The 19,286-nt window shown below is 66.1% G+C and carries 12 protein-coding genes; 3 read left to right on the top strand and 9 right to left on the bottom strand.

Annotated elements, in window-relative coordinates; translation table 11 throughout:
* Positions 1-104: 104 nt before the first annotated feature.
* The 5 genes from BZL41_RS03355 to ptsP form a co-directional block, all read right to left on the bottom strand.
* On the bottom strand, positions 105-2,426 hold the full coding sequence (locus BZL41_RS03355) for an ExeM/NucH family extracellular endonuclease (RefSeq protein WP_095597989.1): 2,322 nt from the start codon (positions 2,424-2,426) through the stop codon (positions 105-107).
* A gap of 29 nt (positions 2,427-2,455) precedes the next feature.
* A complete protein-coding gene (locus BZL41_RS03360) occupies positions 2,456-4,015 on the bottom strand; it encodes an alkaline phosphatase (RefSeq protein ID WP_095597990.1) in 1,560 nt (519 codons plus the stop codon).
* Positions 4,016-4,230: 215 nt separating this feature from the next.
* Entirely contained in the window at positions 4,231-5,970 is a 1,740-nt protein-coding gene (locus BZL41_RS03365; RefSeq protein WP_095597991.1) for a PTS fructose-like transporter subunit IIB, read from the bottom strand.
* A 12-nt stretch (positions 5,971-5,982) separates the two neighbouring features.
* The gene (pfkB, locus tag BZL41_RS03370) at positions 5,983-6,924 is read right to left on the bottom strand and encodes a 1-phosphofructokinase (protein ID WP_095597992.1); all 942 of its coding nucleotides are present in this window, start codon (positions 6,922-6,924) and stop codon (positions 5,983-5,985) included.
* Positions 6,924-9,782: a phosphoenolpyruvate--protein phosphotransferase gene (ptsP, locus tag BZL41_RS03375; protein ID WP_095597993.1), complete on the bottom strand. Its 2,859-nt coding sequence runs from the start codon at positions 9,780-9,782 to the stop codon at positions 6,924-6,926. The genes pfkB and ptsP overlap by 1 nt, the downstream gene beginning before the upstream one ends.
* A gap of 252 nt (positions 9,783-10,034) precedes the next feature.
* Between ptsP and cra the strand changes: the two genes are divergently transcribed.
* Both cra and BZL41_RS03385 read left to right on the top strand, forming a co-directional pair.
* Positions 10,035-11,027: a catabolite repressor/activator gene (gene cra, locus BZL41_RS03380; protein ID WP_095597994.1), complete on the top strand. Its 993-nt coding sequence runs from the start codon at positions 10,035-10,037 to the stop codon at positions 11,025-11,027.
* Between the two features lie 8 nt (positions 11,028-11,035).
* Entirely contained in the window at positions 11,036-11,815 is a 780-nt protein-coding gene (locus tag BZL41_RS03385) for a TatD family hydrolase (protein WP_095597995.1), read from the top strand.
* 111 nt (positions 11,816-11,926) lie between these two features.
* Here BZL41_RS03385 and BZL41_RS03390 read toward each other — a convergent pair whose 3' ends face one another.
* The gene (locus tag BZL41_RS03390) at positions 11,927-13,957 is read right to left on the bottom strand and encodes a methyl-accepting chemotaxis protein (protein ID WP_095597996.1); all 2,031 of its coding nucleotides are present in this window, start codon (positions 13,955-13,957) and stop codon (positions 11,927-11,929) included.
* Positions 13,958-14,168: 211 nt separating this feature from the next.
* Here BZL41_RS03390 and BZL41_RS03395 point away from each other — a divergent pair, with 211 nt between their 5' ends.
* Positions 14,169-15,059, top strand: coding sequence for an ROK family protein (locus tag BZL41_RS03395; RefSeq protein WP_095597997.1), 891 nt, complete (start codon positions 14,169-14,171; stop codon positions 15,057-15,059).
* A gap of 14 nt (positions 15,060-15,073) precedes the next feature.
* Here BZL41_RS03395 and ampE read toward each other — a convergent pair whose 3' ends face one another.
* The 3 genes from ampE to BZL41_RS03410 form a co-directional block, all read right to left on the bottom strand.
* Positions 15,074-15,910: a regulatory signaling modulator protein AmpE gene (gene ampE / locus BZL41_RS03400; RefSeq protein ID WP_095597998.1), complete on the bottom strand. Its 837-nt coding sequence runs from the start codon at positions 15,908-15,910 to the stop codon at positions 15,074-15,076.
* Positions 15,907-16,470, bottom strand: coding sequence for a 1,6-anhydro-N-acetylmuramyl-L-alanine amidase AmpD (gene ampD / locus BZL41_RS03405; RefSeq protein WP_095597999.1), 564 nt, complete (start codon positions 16,468-16,470; stop codon positions 15,907-15,909). Before ampD ends, ampE begins: the two co-directional genes overlap by 4 nt.
* 260 nt (positions 16,471-16,730) lie before the next feature.
* Positions 16,731-19,052 carry a DUF1631 domain-containing protein gene (locus tag BZL41_RS03410; protein WP_095598000.1) on the bottom strand — a complete coding sequence of 774 codons (2,322 nt, stop codon included), beginning with the start codon at positions 19,050-19,052 and terminating at the stop codon, positions 16,731-16,733.
* Positions 19,053-19,286: the final 234 nt, after the last annotated feature.

A 19,286-nucleotide genomic window follows, 5' to 3' on the forward strand; every position in this document is an offset into this window, starting at 1 on the left:
CCCGGTAAAGCCCGACATCGTGGTGATTCCCACGATCTTCGCCAGCAAGCTGGCTCCTACAGGCACGGTGCCAACCTGTAGGAGCGAGCTTGCTCGCGAATTGGTCAACGTAAATCCACCCCCACCACCACCGGGTCATGATCCGATGCCCGGTATGGCTCGGCGCTGTACAGCAGCGCCTGTTGCCGCGCGCTCTTGAACTCCAGGTTGTAGTCCAGCACCCGCGGTTCGTCGGCATTGATGTGCCACTCGACGGCACCGCGCACCTGACGTGCCAGGGAGGGGCTGGCGAGAGCGTGGTCGAGGTAGCCGGACTGGCCGGAGAACACGTAGGAATACCCCTTGCCCTTGGCGAAACGGGCGATCAGATCCGAGTAGCCGGCCGAGCGGATCAGGGTGATCGGGTCTTCCTGGGCGTAGGAATTGAGGTCGCCGACGATCAGCACGTCCGGGTCCTTCGAGCGGGTCGGGTCCCTGGCCAGCCAGTCCACCAGGGCCTGGGCGGCGCGGGCGCGGGTGAGGTTGCAGTTGCCCTGGCCGTCGCCGGTGTCCGGGTCGCCCACGTCGTCGCAACTGGAGCCCTTGGACTTGAGGTGATTGACCACCACCGTCAGCCGTTCGCCGCTGTGCCGCTCTCGGAAGGTCTGTGCCAGCGCCGGGCGGTTCTTGCCGTCGTCGAAGCGTGGGTCCACCGAGCTGTCCAGCACCGCCGCAGTTTTGTGCGGACGTACGCGGTCCTCGCGGTAGATCAGCCCCACGGCAATCTCGTCGCTACCCAGCCGCTCGTGGCCCGGCTCGATGAAGGCATAGCGCTGCCCGCGCGGCGAGGCGGCGTTGAGGCCGTTCACCAGGTCGGCGATGGCACTGCGTTCGCCGTAGCCGTCGTTCTCGATTTCCATCAGGCCGACGATATGGGCCTGCGCACCGAGGATGGCGGCAATGATCTTGTCGCGCTGGCGCTGGAACTCTTCCGCGCTGTTGGCGCCGCGCGAAGTCGGGAAGCCGCCGCCCTGGCCGTCGCCGTTGAAGTAGTTGAGCACGTTGAAGCTGGCGATCCGCAGCCGCCCGTCGAGACGCTCCGGCTGAGCCGAACGCGGGTTCGCCGCGATGAATTCCGGCTGGCGGACCGGTTGGATGCGGTAGCTGCCTGCCGTGTAGTCCAGCACGCCGTCCACGCCGCTCACCTCGTCGCCCACCCGCAGGCTGTCGTAGGCACTCAGCTCGGGCGACGGATAGCGGATCGGGTCGGGGTTCTGGGTACTGCGGCCATCGTCCAGCAGGATGCGGTTCAGGTCGTTCCGCGCTTGCAGCGCCTGCGCCGGCGCCCCCGGCAGGACCACGTTGGTCGGCGTCCACAGCCGGCCACCGGAGGACAGCAGCACCTCACCATAACGCCCGAGGTTGTAGACCTCGCTCACGGTCAGCCGCTGGTCGAGCCGTACCCGCATACCTTCGTAACGCTCCAGGGCATCGGCGGAGGCCAGTGGCAGATGGATCGTCGCCGCGTTCGGCGGCGGCACATCGCGCGCAACGATGCTCACCTGCAATGCCCCGGTCAGCTCGGTCAGGCCGTTGAATTCGCGGACCTGCCCGCGCACCCGCACGCGGTCGCCCATGCGCACGTCGACGCCCGTCCCGCCGTCATAGACGAACAGGCCCTCGGAGGTCAGCGGGTCGCCATCGGCATCGCTGTCCTCTTCCTGGATGAAGAAGCCCTTGAGTTCGTCGGCCCCCTGGAAGTCACCGACCACCAGTGCGTCCACGGTGACGATCTGGTTGACCAGCGGACTGGCGGTACCGCTGCCCTGGATTTCGTGAATCCGCTTGAAGCCGGCGTCGCCATTGCCCGGCGTCCCGCTACCGTAGCGGCCGAGCTGGCTGAAGGTGTCCTGCGGGTAGCCGTCCCACTCGGCGGCCGGGGCGAAGGCATCGGCGGGTTCGGGATCGCCCGCGTTCACCGAGGTCTTGCGCAGCAGGGTGCGGTCCTGGGTCTGGGTGTCGCCGCTGCCCCAGGCACTGCCGGGATCGACGCCGAGCTGGCCGAAGCTGTCCAGCACCTGGCCGACGGCGTCGCGCAGGACGATGGCGTCGTCGCCGTTGTACCAACTGCCGTCGCTGAGCTGGTCCGCCACGGCCAGCACCGCGGGGTCGGCCTGGCTGTGGGCGAGCACATGGATGTCGCCCGCCGCCAGGCTGCCGCTGAGCGGCAGGCTGCGTCCGACAGCGGTGGCGCCGTTGAAATAGAACTCGACGCGGTAGCCGCTGAGGTCCAGCGTGCTGTCGCCGCTGTTGTAGAACTCCAGAGCCTTGTTGTTTCCGCTGCCTTCGATGTACTCGGAAATCAGCAGAGCAGCCTGGGCGCCCGGCAGGGCCATGGCGCCGCCGAGGCCGGCCAGCACGGCGGAAAGACGCAAGGGAAAACGCATCGGGGACACTCCTGTCGCAAGGGCCGGCATCACGCCGGCTGCAATTCCTGGGTAAAGACCGGCTCGCCGTCGATGTCACGCAGGGTGACGGTCAGCAGGCCGCTCTGAGCTTCGATCTCCACTTCGCCGAAAAATTGGAAACCGGCCAGCGGTGAACTGTTGGCCACCGCCGGCGCCTTTTCGAACACCACCTGCGGGCCGAAGGTGGCATCCAGCGGATTGGGGCCGAAGCTGCCGGCGTTCAGCGGGCCGGCGACGAATTCCCAGAACGGCTCGAAGTCCTGGAACGCCGCCCGCTCGGGGCTGTAGTGGTGCGCCGCGCAATAATGCACGTCGGCGGTGAGCCAGACCGTGTTGCGCACCCCGCTACGGCGCATGAAGGCCAGCAGCTCGGCGATTTCCAGCTCGCGGCCGAGGGCCTTGCCGTCGTCGCCGTTGGCAATCGCTTCCCAGCGCGCCCGGCCCTGGGCGTCCTGGCCGTCCGGCACGTGCAGGCCGATGGGCATGTCCGCCGCGATCACCTTCCACAGCGCCCGCGAGGCACGCAGTTCGCGCTTGAGCCATTGCAGTTGGGCACGGCCGAGGAAGGCGGTCTCCGGGCCCTGGCGCGGTTGCAGGTTGTCGCTGTTGGCGGCGCGGTAGCTGCGCATGTCCAGCACGAAGATGTCCAGTTGCGGGCCGTAGCTGAGCTTGCGGTAGATCCGCCCCGATTCGTCGGCACGCTTGACGCGCATCGGCGCGTATTCGAGGTAGGCCTGGCGCGCACGGGCGGCGAGCAGGCCGATGTCCTTGACCTGGTAGCGGTCGTCCAGGACCTTGCCGGGCGACCAGTTGTTGGTCACTTCGTGATCGTCCCACTGCCAGATTTGCGGCACTTCGGCGTTGAAGCGACGCAGGTTGTCGTCCATCAGGTTGTAGCGGTAGTTGCCACGGAATTCATCGAGGGTCTCGGCCACCTTGCTCTTCGCCTCGGTGACCAGGTTGTTCCATAGCTCGCCGTCGGCGCTGCGAATCTGTGCCGGGATCGGACCGTCGGCGTAGATGCAGTCGCCGCTGTGGATGAAGAAGTCCGGCCGACGCAGGCGCATGGCTTCGTAGATGCGCATGCCGCCGATGTCCGGGTTGATACCGAAGCCCTGCCCGGCGGTGTCGCCGCCCCAGACGAAGCGGATGTCGCGCGGCCGCGCCGGGGCGCTGCGCAGGTGGCCGAACCAGGGCTCGCTGAGGCCGCCGTCGCGGGCGTCCTCGAAACGCACCCGGTAGAAGATCGACTGGTCGGCGGGCAGTCCGCGCAGGTCGATCCGGGCGGTGTAGTCGAGGCGGCCGTCGGTCACCGGCCCGACCACCCGGCGCGGGTGACGGAAGGCGCTGCGGGTATCCCACTCGACGATCATCCGCGCCGGCCGGTCGCAGCGGCTCCAGATCACCGCGCGGTCGCCCAGCAGGTCGCCGGCCTGTACCCCGTCGGTGAGCCTGGGCCGTGCGTTCGGCGCGGCAATCAGCGCCGGGGCGGCGCCCAGGCCCGGCAGCAGCAGGCCCGCGCCCATTCCTTGCAGCAGGCGACGGCGATTCTTGTCCGGATCGGTCATTTCGTGGTCCTCCGCAGGTTGACGAAAGACCGGTTTAAGCCAGGGAGTTGACAGAGGCATGACGGAGCGGCGGCTGTCACCGTCGATCCGCCAACTGGCTCACAGATGTGAGACACGCATTTACCCCTGTAGGAGCCAGCTCTGCTGGCGATCCCTGCGTTCGGCTATGCACCGATTCGCCAGCAGGGCTGACCCCTACAAGAGCGGGAGCACGTTCAGGCCGCCCCGGCCGCCACCGCCAACCCCTGCGTCTCGCCGCGCTTGATGAAGGCGTAGATCAATCCGGTGACCAGGCTGCCCGCGGCGATAGCCAGCAGGTAGAGCAATGCGTGATTGATGGCGTTGGGAATCAGCAGGACGAAGAGCCCACCATGCGGCGCCAGCAGCTTGCAGCCGAACAGCATGGACAGCGCGCCGGTCAGGGCACCGCCGGCGATGCTCGCCGGGATCACCCGCAGCGGGTCCTTGGCGGCGAAGGGAATCGCACCCTCGGAGATGAAGCACAGCCCCAGCACCAGCGCCGCCTTGCCGGCCTCGCGCTCGCTCTGGGCGAACTTGCGGCGGGCCAGGAAGCAGGCGATGCCCATGCCGATCGGCGGCACCATGCCGGCCGCCATCACCGCCGCCATGGGCGCGTAGCTCTGCGAGGCCAGCAAACCCACCGAGAAGGCATAGGCCGCCTTGTTGATCGGGCCGCCGAGGTCCACGCACATCATCCCGCCGAGCAGCACGCCGAGGAGAATGGCGTTGGTGGTGCCCATGCTATCGAGGAAACTGGTGAGTCCCGCGAGCATCCCGGCCACCGGGGTACCGACCACGTAGATCATCACCAGACCGGTGAACAGACTGGCCAGCAGCGGGATGATCAGGATCGGCTTGAGTGCCTCGACGCTGGCCGGCAGGCGCAGCCAGCGGTTCACCGCCCAGGCGCTGTAGCCGGCGAGGAAGCCGGCGACGATCCCGCCGATGAAGCCGGCGCCCAGGGTGCTGGCCAGCAGGCCGCCGATCATGCCCGGCGCCAGGCCGGGGCGGTCGGCGATGGAATAGGCGATGTATCCGGCGAGCACCGGCACCATCAGCTTGAAAGCCGCGTCGCCGCCGATCTGCATCAGCGCCGCCGCCAGGGTGCCCTGCTCCTTGAACGCCTCGATGCCGAAGACGAACGACAGGGCGATCAGCAGGCCGCCCGCCACCACCATCGGCAGCATGAAGGACACCCCGGTGAGCAGGTGCTTGTAGACCCCGGTCTTCTCCTGGCGCGCGGCGGCCGGCTCGACACCCTTGGCCGGCGTGCCACCTTCGACACGGCCCTCGGCCAGGGCGCGCTTGAGTGTGGCCTCGGCCTGCTTGAGCGCCACGCCGGTGCCGCAACGGAAGATGCGCTTGCCGGCGAAACGCTCGGTATTCACCTCGATGTCGGCGGCCAGCAGCACCACGTCGGCGGCGGCGATGTCCGCCTCGCTGAGTTTGTTGCGCGCCCCCACCGATCCCTGGGTTTCCACCTGCAGGTCATAGCCGAGTTTCTGCGCGGCCTGCTGCAGCGCCTCGGCGGCCATGAAGGTGTGCGCCACCCCGGTCGGGCAGGCGGTGATGGCCACCAGCTTGGGCGCGCCGGCCGCTGGTGTCGCGGGCGCGGGCTCGGCGACGTAGGGCTGGGCCTCGACGGAGCCGCGCTGGAGGAATCCCTCCGGCTCGCGCAGCGCATCGGCCGGAGCAGCTTGGATCAAGCGCTTGCCGGCGAAGCGGGAGATATCCACGGAACCGCTGCTGACCACCAGCACCCAGTCGGCGGCGGCGATGGTTTCGGCGGACAGGCGTGCCTCGGGATGCTGCGGGTCCTGCACTTCCACGTGGACGGTCCAGCCCAGGCGCTGGGCGGCGGCTTCCAGCAGGCGTGCGCTGATCACACTGGTGACCATGCCATTGGGGCAGGCGGTGACGATGGCGAGTTTCATGTCGAAGACCTCTTATTGTTCTGGGAGGGCGCTGACCTGCACGGCGGACTCCAGGCGAGCCAACTGTGCGGCATCGCCGATGCCGAATCCGATCTGGGTCACCGCCTGGGCGGCGATGGCAGTGGCGTGGCGCAGGGTGCGTTCGGCCGGCCAGCCGCTGAGCAGGCCGTGGAGCATGCCGGCGAGCAGCGAGTCGCCGGCGCCGACAGTGCTGGCCACCTTCACCTTGGGCGGCAGCGCCGCCAGTGCCTGGGCCGGACCGAACCAGTGCACCCCTTCGGCACCCTGGGAAATCACGATCTGCTCGATACCCTGGGCATGCAGCCGCTGCGCCACGTCCGCCTGGGCGGCCCGGGAAACCACCGGCGTGCCGCAGGCTTCGGCCAGCTCCTCGGTGTTCGGCTTGATCAACCAGGGCACCGCCGCCAGGCCGGCGTGCAGGGCCGCGCCGCTGGTGTCCAGGGCGACCCGCAATCCCAGCCGCTTCAGGTGAATCAGCAGCTCGGCGAACCACTCGGGGCTGACACCCCGCGGCAGGCTGCCGGCGACCACCGCCAGTTCGTGGCCGGGCGCAATCGCATCCAGGCGCGCCAGCAGCTCGGCCTGGGCCTCGACACTCACCTCCGGCCCCGGTCCGTTGAGGTCGGTGATCCGCCCGCCGGCTTCCGCCAGCTTGATGTTGCTGCGCGTCTCGCCCGGCACCCGGACGAACTCGTCGCGGAACCCGCGACGCAGGAACAGCGCTTCGAAGGCCTGGGGATTTTCGGCGCCGAGGAAGCCGGCGACGGTCAGTTCGTGGCCGAGGTCGGCCAGCACCTGGGCGACATTGAGCCCCTTGCCGGCCGCATGGCTGATCACCGCTTCGCAGCGATTGACCTGCCCCGGCTCCAGTAGCGGCAGGCGCACGGTAAGGTCCAGGGCCGGGTTCAGGGTCAGGCTGAGGACGCGCGCCATCACCGCACCTCCAACAGGGCACGGACTTCGGCCGCGCTGGGCAGCTCCAGCGCCCGTTGCGCCAGGGTCCGGGCCTCGGCCAGGGTCAGTTCGCGCACCCGGGCCTTGACCTCGGCGATGCTGCGCGCCGAGACGCTCAGCTCATCGACCCCGAGCCCCACCAGCAGCGGCACAGCATGGGGGTCGGCAGCCAGTTCGCCGCAGACGCCGACCCACTTGCCATGGGCATGGGCGGCGCGCACGGTCATGTCGATCAGTTGCAGCACGGCCGGATGCAGGCCGTCGGCCTGGGCGGAAAGAGTCGGATGGCCGCGGTCGATGGCCAGGGTGTACTGGGTCAGGTCGTTGGTGCCGACGCTGAAGAAATCCACTTCGCGCGCCAGCACCGGCGCCAGCAAGGCCGCCGAGGGGACTTCGACCATGATGCCGAGTTGCAGGTCGGCCACCGGAATTTCTTCGCGCAGGCGCAAGGCCATGTCACGGGCTTGGCGCCATTCGTCGACGCTGCCGACCATCGGGAACATGATCCGCAACGGACGCTCGCCAGCGGCGGATAGCAAAGCGCGCAACTGGGTCTCGAGGACCTGCGGACGTTGCAGGCACAGGCGGATGCCGCGCAGGCCGAGGTAGGGGTTGGCTTCTTCCGGGATCGGCCAGTACGGCAGCGGCTTATCGCCGCCCACGTCGAGGGTCCGCACCACCAGCGGCCGACCGGCGAGGACATCGAGCACGTGGCGATACTCGGCCTCCTGGGTGGTTTGGTCCGGCGCCTGGGCGTGAGCCATGAAGACGAACTCGCTGCGCAACAGGCCGACGCCGTCCGCCCCCTGCTCCACGGCCGCCGTGGCGCCCTTGGTATCGCCCAGGTTGGCGCAGACTTCCAGCTCGTGACCGTCGCGCGTGCGGGCCGGTTCCAGGCGCTGGGCCTGGGCAGCACGCAGGCGTTGCTCGCGCTCGCTGCGCGCCTGCTCGGCACGCCGCAGGGCATCGGCATCCGGCGCCACGTGCAACCGTCCGTGTTCGGCATCCAGCAACAGCAAGGTACGCGGCGCCAGGGCCAGCACCGCCGGCCCCGCCCCCACCAGCGCCGGGATGCCCAGGGTGCGGGCGACGATGGCGCTGTGTGCGGTGGCGCCGCCACGGGCGGTAAGGATGCCGGCAACCCGTGCGCGATCCAGACGCGCCACGTCGGAAGGGCCCACTTCATCCATCACCAGGATGTAGGGTTCGTCCGGCTCAACCGCCGCCTCCACACCGCAGAGCTGCGCCAGCACGCGGCGGCCAACGTCGCGCAGATCGGCGGCGCGCTCGGCCAGCAACGCATCGTGCAGGCCTTCCTGCTGGCTGGCCGCCGCCTCGATCACCGCCGCCCAGGCCGCCTCGGCGCTCTCGCCCTGTTGCAGGCGGGCCGCAACGTCCTCGCTCAGGGCCGGGTCGTCGAGCATTTCCAAGTGGGTGACGAAAATCTCGCGGATGGTCTTGGATTCGCTGCGCTGGATCAGCCCGGTGATCTCGTCGCGGACTTCCGTCAGCGCCATGCCCAGGCGATCGCGCTCGGCCGCCGGCGATTCGCCGCGCTGCGGATATTCGAAGCGCTGCGCCACCCGCACGTAGGCCGGACCGATGGCAATGCCCGGCGAGGCAGCGATGGCCGGCAGGATACTACCGGCAGCCGGCGCCGCCGGGGCTTCGACCGGCGCCTCAAATATCTCGCCCTCGCCAGCGGCCGGCAACGGCTCGATCTCTTCTCCCAAGCCCTCCTCGACCGCCGCCTGCAATGCCGGTAAGGCATCGGCAGCGATGGCCGGCTCGGCGAGGAATTCCAGCACCTGACCGCGCCGGGCCCCCAGGCTGAGCAGCTTGCTCAGACTCTTAGCGGACACCGCCGTGGCGCCGCTGTCGGCGATCCGCACGCGGATATCGCCGTCGAAGCGCTTCGCCAGGTGGGTCAGCACGTTAGCCGGACGGGCATGAAGGCCGTGGGGGTTGGCCAGCGGCACGCGCACGCTCGGCCAGTCCACCGGCAATTCGCCACCCAGGGCCTCCAGCACCGCGCGCTGGCTGGTGGCTTGGCTGAACACTTGCCCACGCCCTTCGATCAACAGCGCGCACAGGCGCTCCAGCAAGGCGCGATGGGCTTCGCCCAGACTGGCCAGGCAGAACAGGCCGGTGAGCGGCTGCCCCTGGTGAACGATGGTTTTTTCCGGGGTGACGAAGGCCAGGCCCGGACGCTTCACCGCCTGCTCGCTGTGCAGCCACCAGAGGCCATCGCCCAAGGGCAGCGGCTCGGTCTGCTGGAGCTTGGCGGCAAACCCGCTATCCGCGCAGTCCGCCCGCTTGAGCAGATGCGCGCCCTGCCAGAGCAGTTCGTCGAAGTCGTCCACCGCCAGACCGAGGCCGACCAGTTGGGCATCCAGTGCCAGTTCCTGGGGAGCCCCCTGGAGCAGTTGGATGATCCGTTCGGCGCTGTCCGCCTGGCGCAGGGCCTCGCCCAGGTCGGCTTCGCCCAGCGCGCGGGTCAGCAGTTGCAACAGATGCAGGTGCTCGTCGGAGCGGGCGGCGATACCAATGGCCAGGTAGACCTGGTGACCGTCGCCCCAATCCACGCCCTCGGGAAACTGCAACAGGCGGACGCCGGTGGCGAACACCTGATCGCGGGTTTCCGGCGTGCCGTGGGGGATGGCGATACCCTGGCCCAGGTAGGTCGAGCCCTGGGCTTCGCGGGCTTCGAGCCCGGCAAGGTAGCCGGGGGCGACCAGGCCGTCGGTTTCCAGGGTGGAGGCCATCAGGCGCAGGGCCTGGGATTTGTCGGCGGCCGACTGGCCCATCCGGATCTGCTCTGCGGTCAATTCGAGCATGCTCTTTCCTCCGCGGCGCCGTCGGCCGCTCATCCCGGCTGGCAGCCGGGTATTGTTATCGACGCGTTGTCGCTGGTGCGGGCGAGGCCCTGTTCAGCAAGTCGGGGGTGGTGAACCACCACCAGGCAGGGAGGTCAGACAAACAACTTGCTGAATCGTTTCACCAACAATGAGTGGCACGTTAACCCATAATGTCCGATCCTTGAAGTCCGACCGTCGCCCGACGGTCAGTCGAACCAGGAAAAACCCAGCTTGAAACTCAGCGATATCGCCCGTCTGGCCGGCGTTTCCGTCACCACGGCCAGCTACGTGATCAACGGCAAGGCCGCCCAGCGGCGTATCAGCCCGGCCACCGTGGAACGGGTGCGTGCCGTGGTCGAACAGCATGGCTACCAGCCGGACCCCCAGGCCGCCGGCCTGCGCAGCGGCCAGACCCGCAGCCTCGGCTTCATCCTTCCCGACCTGGAAAACCCCAGCTATGCACGGCTGGCCAAACTGCTCGAACAGGGCGCCCGCGCCCGTGGCTATCAACTGCTGATCGCCAGCTCCGACGACGAGCCGGACAGCGAACGGCAATTGTTGCAACTGTTCCGCATGCGCCGCTGCGACGCGCTGATCGTCGCCAGTTGCCTGCCGGAAGAGGACGACAGCTACGCCCGCCTGCTGGCTGACGGCCTGCCGGTGGTGGCGGTCGACCGGGTGCTCGACCCTGCGCGCTTCTGCTCGGTGATCAGCGACGACCGCCAGGCCAGCGCCCAGCTCACCGCCAGCCTGCTGGTACCGGAACCGCCACGGCACATCGCCCTGATCGGCGCCCGCCCGGACCTGATCATCAGTCAAGAGCGTGCCGCCGGCTTCCGCCAGGCGCTGGGCAACTTTTCCGGCGAGGTGTTGCTCGAACAAGGGGAAGCGTTCAGCCGGGCCTGCGGACGCCAATCGATGAACGTCCTGCTCGACCGCCTGGGCTTCCTGCCGGATGCGCTGATCACCACCGCCTACGTGCTGCTGGAAGGCGTCTTCGATGTGCTGCAGGCCCGTGGCGAATGGCCGGAACACCTGCGGCTGGGGACCTTCGGCGATACCCAGTTGCTCGACTTCGTGCCGCTGCGGGTCAACTCCATGTCGCAGCAGCACGAGCTGATCGCCGCCCAGGCCCTGGATCTGGCCCTGCGCGCCATCGAGAAAGACGACTACCGGGCCGGCGTGCAGGCGGTCAGCCGAACCTTCAAACAGCGTCGCCCCTGAGCATCGAGATGCGCTTGATCGACACCCATACCCATCTGGACTTTCCCGACTTCGACGACGATCGCGGCGAGGTACTGAGGCATTGCCAGGCGCTGGGTGTCGAACGGCAGGTGGTGCTGGGGGTGTACCGGGACAACTGGCAGCGCCTGTGGGACTTGACCCTGCAAGAGCCCGGCGTTTATGCCGCGTTCGGCCTGCACCCGGTCTATCTGGACCGGCATCGCCCCGAGGACCTGAACGCCCTGCGCGACTGGCTGGCCCGCTGTGCCGGGCATCCGAAGCTGTGTGCCGTGGGCGAGTTCGGCCTGGATTACTACCTGGAAGAGCTGGACCGCGAGCGCCAGCAGCCGCTGTTCGAGGCGCAACTGGCCTTGGCCGCCGACTTCGGACTGCCGGTACTCCTACACGTGCGCCGGGCCCATGCCCCGACCATCGCCGCACTGAAGCGCTTCAAGCTGGAGCGTGCCGGGATCGTCCACGCCTTCGCCGGCAGTGCGGAGGAGGCCAAGGAATATCTCAAGCTCGGCTTCAAGCTGGGCCTGGGCGGCGCGCCGACCTGGCCACAGGCCAAGCGCCTGCGCCGTACCATCGCCGATCTGCCGCTGGACGCCATCGTGCTGGAAACCGACTCGCCGGACATGGCGCCATCGATGCACCCGGAAGGACGCAACAGCCCGGAACACCTGCCGGACATCTGCGCCGTCCTGGCCGAACTCAAGGGCATCACCCCGGACGAACTGGCTGCTGCCAGCACCGCCAATGCGAAAGCCGTGTTCGGCTGGGGCTGAGCCCGCGCGATAGCCGTCCACTCGCCAGCACACTGGCTCCCGAGAAGAGCGAACGAATTCATTCGCGAAGGCGGTGGGGCGCATCGCGAATGAATTCACTCCTACAAGAACTTAAACGCGGAACGCGCCAATCAACTGCTTCAACTGCGCCACCAGCTCGCTCATCTGGCGGCTGGCTTGCTCGGTCTGGCTGGCGCCCTCGGCGGTGCGCTCGCCGGCACGGCTGATCTCGACGATGTTCTGGTCGATATCGTGGGCCACCGCCGTCTGCTGCTCGGCGGCAGCGGCGATCTGCTGGTTCTGGTCGACGATCATGCCCACCGCGCCGAGGATGTTCTCCAGCGCCTGCTGTACTTGGCTCGACTGGCTCACCGTGCCCTCGGCCATCTGGTGACTGGTGTTCATGGTTTTCACCGCCGCGCCGACGCCGCCTTGCAGTTTGGAAATCATCTGCTCGATTTCTTCGGTGGACTGCTGGGTTCGCTTGGCCAAGTTGCGCACCTCGTCGGCCACCACGGCGAAACCACGCCCTTGCTCGCCCGCTCGCGCCGCCTCGATGGCGGCGTTCAGCGCCAGCAGGTTGGTCTGCTCGGCGATGCCCTTGATTACGTCCAGCACCTGGCTGATGGCGCTGCTGTCGCTGGCCAGTTGGTTGATCACCAGCACCGACTGATCGATCTCGCCCGCCAGCCGCTGGATACTGCCGACCTGGGACTCGACCAGGGCGCGGCCGCTGACGGTCTCCTGATTGACACTCTGGGCACTGTTCACCGCCGCGGCGGCGCTACGCGCCACCTCTTGAGCAGTGGCGGACATCTGGTTCATCGCCGTGGCCACCTGCTCGATCTGACCGAGCTGGCCGGACACCGCCTGATTGCTTTCGCCGGACACCACTTCCACCCGGTCGGCCTGACGCTCCACTTCGGCCACGGTCTGGCCGACCCGCTCGATCAGATCGTGAATCTTTGCCACGGTCCCGTTGAACACCTGGCCCAGCTCGCCCAGCTCATCCCGGCTGCGGGCTTGGAAGCTGACCGTCATGTCGCCGGCGGCTACCTTGTCCAGCACTTGGCCGAGGTTCTTCAGGGTGCTCCGGGTCGATACGTAGAAGCCGCCGTAGAGGTAGCCAATCAACAGGAACACCAACACCAGCGCCGTCACCAGCAGGATCATCTGCACACGGTTCTGCGCCAGACGCTGTTCCAGCTCGTGGTCGAGGAACACCAGCGCGGCATCGTTGAGCTGGTAGGTCTTGTCGATCAAACCGGTGACCTGCTCGTAGAACTGCGGCCAGGGCATGTCCAGGGTATCGGCGACGATCACCTTGTCTTCGAAGAGCAGCCCACCTTCCTTCAGCGTTTCCCGGCTGGCGCTGGCCAGACCGTCGAGAGCCGTGCGCGCGGCGGGACTGTCGTCCAGCACGTCGGTCAGCTTCAGGCCGTACTCGGCGTGCAGTTTCTCCAGTTCCAGCAAGAGTTCGTCCAGCTTGGTGCTGGCGGCGGAATTGAGAAAGCCCTGGCCGAGGGAGTAGGCGCCGATAGCGCGTCCGGTAGCCAGCGCGGCAGTAACCTCGGGGGTGACAGTGGTCACCAGCTCCGCCAGTTGCCTCACATCACGCTGCGCATCCTGGCTAAGACCGGCCTGGCTGGCGATGAACTTGATGAACACCTGGGCATTGCCGAGCAGTTTCTCCATCAGCGCGGCCTTGCTCTGCAACGAGGTTTCCGCCTGGGCGCTCTTCAGCGCGGCCAGCAACTCGTCGCGCTTGGCGTTGAATTCCGCCACCTGCTCGGCATCGCTGACCACCGGGGAAAGATTCTGCAGCGCCACGGTCAGATCATTCTCCAGACGGGCTACGCGCGCCTCCACATCCGACGCCTGTCCCGACTGACCAATGACGGAATTGATCAGCGTCAGGTCGTTGAGGGTTTCCAGGTTGCGCCGAAGCTCAAGGCTGGCCCGGAGCAAATCGAGGCTTTCCAGCTCCGCGCGGGTGGCGACGAAATCGCAGTAGGAGTCGCGCACCAGGTAGAAATTGGTAATTAACATCGGCAGGAAGAACAATACGCTGATCAGGCTGAACTTCATGCCAAAGCTCAGTCGGTTCATCAGCGCGATGGCAGGATACAACGCGGTCTTCACAAAGACGTCTCCTGTTCCCGTTTTTATTATCCGAATAGGGGGCGATAAGGATTTCAGAAGGCAGTCCCCCGCGTCCCCGCCCATCCGATCTGTGGCATGTCGATCAGGCCTGTCGATACGGACGGATAAACGTGACGCAGGTCTCATGTGCTGGCCACGTGCCGCATATATAACCGATATCGACCCGCCCCTCTGTAACTTAAGGTTAAGCATGCGCGACACACTGCATCTGGGTATCGACCTGGGCGGCACCAAGATCGAACTCCTCGCCCTGCGCGGGGAACGGGAGCTGCTCCGGCAACGCCTACCCACCCCGCAAGGCGACTACGACGCAACCCTGGACACCGTGGCGCATCTGGTCGAGGCCGCCGAAGCACACCTCAGCGAACGCGGCAGCCTCGGCATCGGTATTCCCGGCACCCGTTCGCCCGACCACGGCCTGATCAAGAACGCCAACTCCACCTGCCTGATCGGCCGCGACCTGCAGAGCGATCTGGAGCAACGGCTGGATCGCCCCGTCCGCCTAGCCAACGACGCGGACTGCTTCGCCCTGTCGGAAGCCACCGATGGCGCGGGTGCAGGCGCCTCCAGCGTCTTCGGCGTAATTCTCGGGACGGGCGTAGGCGGCGGGATCGTGATTCATGGGCGGCTGCTGTCCGGTCCGAACGCCATCGCCGGCGAGTGGGGACACAATTCGATGCCCTGGCGCCAGGTGTCGGACGGTCCGGCACAGCACTGCTATTGCGGCAAAGAGGATTGCATCGAGACCTTTCTGTCCGGCCCCGGCTGGGCTACGCGCAGTGGTTTGGACATGACGGCCGATGCCATCGCCCAAGCAGCAGTTAACGGGGACAAGTCGGCCATCGCCGCGCTGGAACGCTACTGCGATCAACTGGCGCGAGGGCTGGCCTCGGTAATCAACCTGATCGACCCGGAGGTCATCGTGCTCGGCGGCGGTCTTTCCAACATCGCCGCGCTGTATCGACAGGTGCCCCTGCTGTTGCCGCGCTACGTGTTTTCCGATCGGGTCAACACACGCCTGGTGCCTGCCCGGCATGGCGATTCCAGCGGTGTGCGCGGCGCCGCCTGGCTATGGCGCTGAGTCTGCGATCGGTATCAGAGCAACAGCGTCCAGACCGCGAAGACCGCATACCAAAGCACCGCGGCACGCACCAGCAATTGCCAGAGCGCGTCCAGGCTGGCGACTCCCGCTTCGCCCAGTACCGGCTCGGAGCTTTCGCTCGCCGCCCTGCCGGCATCGATCACCAGGCGGGCAGCGGAAACGTCCCAGCTCAGCAGTTCGTGCAGCAACGCCCGGCTGACCGCGACGAAATTGCCCACCAGGGCGAAACTGGCGGCGAGCAGCCTCACCGGCATCCAATCGAAGCCGTGACGCAACTGCACCGCCCGCTCGCGTAGAGCGGGCTCCTGACTATGCTCGGCCGTCAGCGCCAACAAGCGGTAGGCCAGGGCCGCCATCGGACCGAGCAATGCATACCAGAAGATCACGGCAAAGAAACTCTGGTAGGCCTGCCACAGCAGATAGCCCTGCACCCGCAGCAGCAAGGCCCCACCCTCACTGGCATCCAGTGCCAGATCACGCTCGGCCACGTGGTACGCCGCCTGGCTGTCCCCACGCCGCCAAGCATCGCGGAAGGGCCCGAGCGCCGCCAGGACATCGCCACGCCCCAGGCTGTAGATCACCACCAGCAGATGAACCGGCAATACCAGCCAGCCATAGGCCACCGGTTCCAGCATCCATAGTACGAGCCCCAACGCCAGTACCGGCAGCAACACCAGCAACCCCAAGGCCAACCAGGGTGCCGCCTTCAGACGCGGGCTCGCCTCTACCTTCGCCAACTGGCGCAACCAGGGACCGTCCTGCTGGATACGCCAGCGCCAGGACGAAAACTTCTCGACCCACACCACCAGCAGCAGTACCAGAAAGCTCATTGTTTCTCTCCTTGTTCTTTCAGGGCCGTCCGCAGCCTCGCCCAATCGAAGGCAGGCCCCGGATCGGTCTTGCGGCCCGGAGCGATATCGCTGTGCCCGCAGATACGGGCCAACGTGATGGCCGGATAGCTTCTGAGCAACTCCCGGCTCAAGGCGATCAGCGCCTTGTATTGTTCGTCGGTAAAGGGCTCCAGATCCGTACCTTCCAACTCGATACCGATGGAAAAATCATTACAGTTCTCCCGCCCCTCGAACCGCGATACCCCGGCATGCCAGGCACGGTCCAGACAGGAGACAAACTGGGTGACACTGCCGTCACGCTCGATCAGAAAATGCGCGGAGACTTGCAGCGCTGCAATTTCGGTAAAGAAAGGATGCTCATCGACCGGCAGGCGGTTCTGAAAGAACTCGACCACCTTGCCGGTACCGAACTGGCCCGGCGGCAGGCTGATGTTATGGATGACCAGCAAGGAGATTTCCCCGGCCGGACGGGCGTTGAAATTGGGCGACGGGCAGTGGCGGATGCCTTGGCACCAGCCGCTGTCGGGATCCAGCTGCATAAGCACTCCTTGAGCTGCCTCCACTCTAGAGGGCTGTCATCCGATAGTCGACACCCTGGCTACTTCGAAAAGCGCAGCGACGCCGGGCAATCTCACACGCAAAAAATTTTCGTGTTTTTCCGGAACCGGTTCCAGCGAACACCCACTCATTTGAGGAAGGTGATCGACACCGAAGCCAATTTGCCCAAGTCGACGACAAAGAAGACACCACACAAACGACAACGCCCGGAAAACCGGGCGTTGTGTAGCAGCAGGATGGATCAGGCGCCTTTCAAGCGACGCAGATTGCCGATCACGGATTCCAGTGCGCGATCGAAAAGCAGTGCATCATCCAGCAACCGGATAGCACCGCGGCGGAACTCGACGGCCAGCCCCATGCGGGTCTTTTCCAACACCTTCATACCGGTGCGGTTGACGAAAATGTACTTGCCGGTCGGTTTGATGATTGCAGCCAGCTTGCAACGCAGCTTGTGGTCGTCATCCTCCTGGATCTCCACCCAACTGCCGACACGCAAGCTATCCACGTGCGCCAAGGCCTCATCATCGTCCGGTAGGTGAACCTCGGGCTCCTGCTCGCGGCTTTCGCCTGGAGCCAACAAGACGATTTCCTCGATGACCTCGACCATGCTCGGCTGTTCGGCAACAGGGACGACCGCAGCCGGCAGCGCCAAGGCAGCCTGATCGCCGCCATCGGCCAACGCCTGCGGATCGCCCTGTGCGCCGTCAGTCACAGGCACCTCGACCTCTGCCGCCTCCGGCACAGGCCGCTTGAAGCGCTGGAAGGCCTGGACATGCAGGGCTTCCAACTGGCTGAAGAATTCGCCGGTCGAGAACGGATCGAAGGCCGCACTGGTCAAGCCTTCGCGCAGGGATTTCAGCAAGCCCGGCACCAGTTCCAGCAGCCGCAAGCGCGCCTCGGCCTCTTCGTGCGGCTCCACGCTCCAGATCAGGTCGTCCATCGTGGCCAACGCGGCCTGCCACTCTTCCGACTCGGTGCCGTGCTTGAGGCAGGTCAGCAGCAGGACCTTGCTCCAGGCTTCCTGCAACAGGCGCACCACCACTTCCGGCAAGGTCTTGCCGAGCAGACGTTCGTTCAGAGCCTGCTCGACCTGCTGGCGGGCCAGCTCAGCCTTGGCCCTGCCCTCCTCCGCGTCACGGGTGCGCTGCTCGAGCAGCTCGCTGCGGCGACGCTCGTCACCGGTGAAGGCAAGGAAGTCCGCCAACAGATCGGTGAAGATAGCCGGATCGTCGACGAAATCGTTGAGCAAACGCTGGACCACCTGCTCGATACGCTGGTACAGGCTGTCGCGCTGCTCATCGTCCTGCTCGCTCCAGCCCATGGCTGCGGCGGCGATCTCGTTGAGCAGGCGGCGGGCCGGATGGCTGCCGCGGCTGAAGAAGGTCTTATCCAGCACCGCAACTTTCAGCATCGGAATCTGCAGCCGACCGATCAAGGCCTTCAGCGAGTCGGGCAGCGTGCGGTCATCCAGGATGAACTCGAACAGCATGGAAACGAGGTTGATCACATCCTCGTCCACCTCACCGACCACGCGGGTCTTGCCGCTCTTGGCGCTGGCGCGGGTGAGCAACGACTCGAGCTGGGTACGCAGGTCGAAATCGACGGCTGTCTGAATCGGCAAGTGCTGCTGCATATGGGACAGCAGGCGGGTCAGGTCGCGGGTAGTGATCGGCATCGCATCGGCGGGTACTTCACGACGCGGCAATGCAGTCCCACGGACTTCTGCCAGAAGCTCCTGCAGAACGCCGAATACCTCCTGCACACCCTCGTCGACATACCCCCCACTCAACACCGAAGCGCCCTCGTGTACATGGGAGCCGGAAGAGGAGGAAGTCGCAGAACGGGTCGGATTGCGGCGCACCGGAGCGGTCTTCAGCTCGGGCAAAACGCCAGCCGCCACCAGCATCTGGTTGGTTTCGGCATAAAGATGGTCGAGATCGCCAAGAACGTACTTCTCGAAAAGCTTGAGAATGATCAGCTTGACCTTGATCTCCACGCCGAGACTGCTGCACGCACTCAGGAAAGCCTCACAGAGCACACGCGGGCTCAGCGGGTTGGTCTTGTCCTCGATCTTCTTGCTGACCAGGGTATTCAGACGCGTCGTCAGGTGGCCCAGCGCCGTGGCGTCGCGGCTCATCACCTTGCCAACCATGGCATCGATGGCCACGGTCTCTTCCAACTCATCGTTCTGGACCAGCGACAGGCTGTCGAAAGACACCACCGCATCCAATTGCGGCGGCTTGCCGATTTCGTATTGAGTGAGCGTGCTGAAAGACTCGAAGATTTTCTGCAGGAAGCCGCGCTCGATGCTCTTGCGCTTCAGGCGCAAGTCGCGCATGGCCTCGAAGAAGGAATTCTGCTCGGCGTTGCTGGTGGCACGGTCGGCCATTTCGAACAAGGTGTCGTCGGCGTTATCGAACAACGCCTGCAACGCCTCCTTGAGCTGCTGAGCAGCCTTATCGCGCACCTGAATAAGCGCCACGGGCAGCCTTCCTACCGGCGAAGTTGGCGATTGCTCAGAGGTCACCTTGTTCAGGTGGACCACATTCGCATCGGTCTGCATTACGAGTCTCCCACAGACGGCTCATCACGAGGGGCCGATCTGCACAACGAACATGGGCGTCATCCGTAACGTCAAGCTTATGGCGTCAAATTAAGGATTGGTAGGAACAATATAGGAATGCCCCTACCTCTACCAAGCCGACTTTTGTCACAGACATGATCTCCATCACAGATGTAACGCACAACCTTACGAGCGGCTATAGCCAAGCGACCAACGAATCACGGCTTTTCGCCT

The sequence above is a fragment of the Pseudomonas sp. PIC25 genome, from assembly GCF_002286785.1.
GTDB lineage: Bacteria > Pseudomonadota > Gammaproteobacteria > Pseudomonadales > Pseudomonadaceae > Pseudomonas_M.